This is a genomic window from Luteibacter yeojuensis (assembly GCF_000964085.1).
Taxonomy (GTDB): Bacteria; Pseudomonadota; Gammaproteobacteria; order Xanthomonadales; family Rhodanobacteraceae; genus Luteibacter; species Luteibacter yeojuensis_A.
The window spans coordinates 1-2,800 of sequence record NZ_JZRB01000099.1; the positions used below are offsets into that span (position 1 = coordinate 1).

At 60.7% G+C, this 2,800-nt stretch carries 3 protein-coding genes; 1 reads left to right on the plus strand and 2 read right to left on the minus strand.

What is annotated here, in order from left to right; all coding sequences use genetic code 11:
• On the minus strand, positions 1 to 314 hold a 314-nt coding region (locus VI08_RS20305), incomplete at its 3' end, for a trehalase-like domain-containing protein (RefSeq protein WP_045831463.1).
• Between the two features lie 78 nt (positions 315 to 392).
• Positions 393 to 1,265, minus strand: a complete 873-nt coding sequence (locus VI08_RS20310; protein WP_428992170.1) for an SDR family oxidoreductase — start codon at positions 1,263 to 1,265, stop codon at positions 393 to 395.
• A gap of 498 nt (positions 1,266 to 1,763) precedes the next feature.
• Between VI08_RS20310 and VI08_RS20320 the strand changes: the two genes are divergently transcribed.
• Positions 1,764 to 2,222: a hemerythrin domain-containing protein gene (locus VI08_RS20320; protein WP_045831466.1), complete on the plus strand. Its 459-nt coding sequence runs from the start codon at positions 1,764 to 1,766 to the stop codon at positions 2,220 to 2,222.
• Positions 2,223 to 2,800: the final 578 nt, after the last annotated feature.

Consider the following 2,800-nt stretch of genomic DNA (forward strand, 5'->3'; position numbering starts at 1 on the left):
CCGCTATTCAACGACTCGGTGATTCGCGCCACACCCGCCACGGTGTAGACGGTGGTTTCGAGCACGTTGCTGTGGGGCCGGTATTGTCGCTCCACGCGGACGAGATCCCTAGGCGACAGAGCAAAATATCCTCCGGCTGCCGGATCGAGCATTCGATCGAACAAGGGCGGCGAGTCCATGTTTGGGACACACCACCAGTCCAAACTCCCGTCGGCTCCTGAGAGCGCGATTGTGCGTCCGTCGCCAAGGACGCCGTAGGCTTCAATGGGCAAGCAGCCTGCCTTGCGGTCAATGGCGTTGAACTGGGGAGCCATGCGTGTTCCATTTCCTGAGTTGAAAAAGGACGAGGCGCCATGCGGCGCCTCGTGGTATCAGAAGCGTATCTGGTGGCCTTAATCTTGACCCATGCCACCGGAGGAACCATACACCTGGCCCGTCGCATAACTATTCTCTGCCGAAGCCAAAGCCACGTAGAGTGGGGCGATCTCCACGGGCTGGCCCGGGCGACCAAGGGGCGTCTCTTCACCGAACTTCTCGATGGCGTCCTGAGGCTGGCCGCCTGACGTCTGCAGAGGTGTCCAATAAGGACCGGGCGCTACCGCGTTAACCCGGATGCCCTTAGGACCGAGTTGCTTAGCGAGAGAGCGCGCATAAGCAACATTTGCGGCTTTCGTCTGGGCGTAATGAAATAAAGATGCGCTCGGGGCAAACGCCTGCACGGACGAGGTGATGATGATCGCAGCGCCTGGCTTCAGATGCGGCAGCGCGGCCCGGGTGATCCAATACGGGGCGTAAACATTGACCTTGAAGGTCGTGTCGAACTCTTCCGGAGTCAGATCACTAAGCGAGTCAATCGCCTGTTGGTGCCCAGCGTTATTGACTAGAACATCAAGGCCACCTAGGGCTTGAACCACCTTTGATACGAGTGTTTCACAAAAGGATTGATCTCGGAGATCGCCCGGAAACGCGAAAGCCTTTTGCCCTGCTGCTTCGATCAGCGCGATCACCTCTTTGGCGTCCTCCTCCTCCTCGGGAAGGTAGTTGATCGCAACGTCCGCGCCCTCCCGTGCATAAGCGATTGCAGCCGCTCGCCCGATTCCGCTGTCGCCACCGGTGATAAGGGCCTTTCGGCCGCCGAGCCGACGCGCCCCTATGTAGCTTGACTCTCCGTGATCGGGACGGGGGTCCATTTTACTGGTCAGGCCGGGCACCGGCTGGGGCTGACGGGGAAAGGGCGGCTTTGGATAGGAGTCAATCGGATTCACAGGAAACCTCGTGAGGAAATTTGACACGGGTAAGTTCGCAACGAGGTTGGCAAGATTACGTGCAGGTAACGCGAGGGCGGATTCTCACCGCCGATATGCCGGTCTTGCCCGATATGCTGGGCAAGGTGGCGCCGACTTTTCGACGTAGCGTGGAGAGATTCACATCGGAACGACCGTGGCGTTGTCGAAGCTGAGGACCGAGACGTTAATGGGCGTGACGAATCGAAACGGGCACCCTCACGCCTCTCATGGCCGGCACCATTGATTCGTCAAGGTTGGAAGACCTGGCGCGGACGGATGCTCTCGCCGCCACGGCGGCCGCGACACGCAGCGCGTTAGGCCGCTCGGAGTATGTCGCGCCGATCGCACCGGTCCAATCAAAGGTGACGGAGATCTCCCCCACAGCGAGGCCAGCCTTGGACTTCTCTCGCGGTTTGCTGAAGACAAACCGCATACATGCAACGCCGGACGATGGCACGGCATTCATCGGGAGCCACTATGGCCGAAACCATCTTCGAAGCCCTTCGCGAGAGCCACGCCATCCAGCGCTCACTCATCCGCAAGCTCATGCGTGCCAAGCCTGGTCCGGATCGGGTCGCCATCTTCACCTCCTTGCGCATCGAGCTGGCGGCTCATGAGGCAGCAGCGGAACGGTTCCTTTATGTTCCCATGCTTATGGACGATCGTGGACTCCACCCCTCGCGCGATGCGCTGGCCGACCATCACAAGATGGACGACTTGGTGGAAGATCTTCAGACCCGTGGTCACGCGGGGCGGCACTGGACGGCGACGGTCGGCAAGCTTTCGGAAGAACTTCACGATCACCTGCGCGAAGAAGAGCGCAGCTTCTTCCAGATGGCCGGAAAGATTTTGACCGATCCCCAGAAGACAGCGCTCGCTAAGAAGTATCGAGCGGACTACGCGGCGATGAAAACCAAGCTCACCGCCGCTGGCTAAACCGCACGCCACCGATCGTCGGTTCGTCGGGTCCGTTCAGCGCCCAGCCGCCTTCCGGAAAACCCGTGGAAAGGCGAGCGCGATCACATAGGCTTCCACCCAGGAGGTTCTATGTCCGTCCCGATGCGCTGGCCGTTGCTTTGCCTTACCACGTTAGCCACGGGCTGTGCGCCCGTCTCATCCCGCACCGAGCGCGTGGTTGTTATTGAGCAGTCCCCTCGACCGACGGTCATTCATGTCACGCAAGAGCCGCCCAGGGAAGTGGTCGAGGTGGAGCCGCCGCCGAGGGAAGGGTGGCTTTGGGCGCACGGCTACTGGCGGTGGGACGGACGTGATTATGTGCGCATGCCCGGCCATTGGGAGCGGGTCGTCGTTGGCCGACACTATGTCCACACCTATTGGGAGCGCCGCGACGGCCAGTGGTGGCTTCACGAAGGCTACTGGGCCGCCAACTGATCCCCAGCTTTAGCCATGGGGAACTTAGCTACGTTTTTTGCGTAGGCCGTCTCGCTTGGACCCCCACGGGTTCTGGCAAGCTCACCCCGTCGACGGCTTTGCGAGTTCCCGTGCGCCACCGT

Bases quoted from the DNA above. Each gene is read 5' to 3' on its own strand.
- VI08_RS20320 (WP_045831466.1), top strand. From the start codon at position 1,764: ATGGCCGAAACCATCTTCGAAGCCCTTCGCGAGAGCCACGCCATCCAG.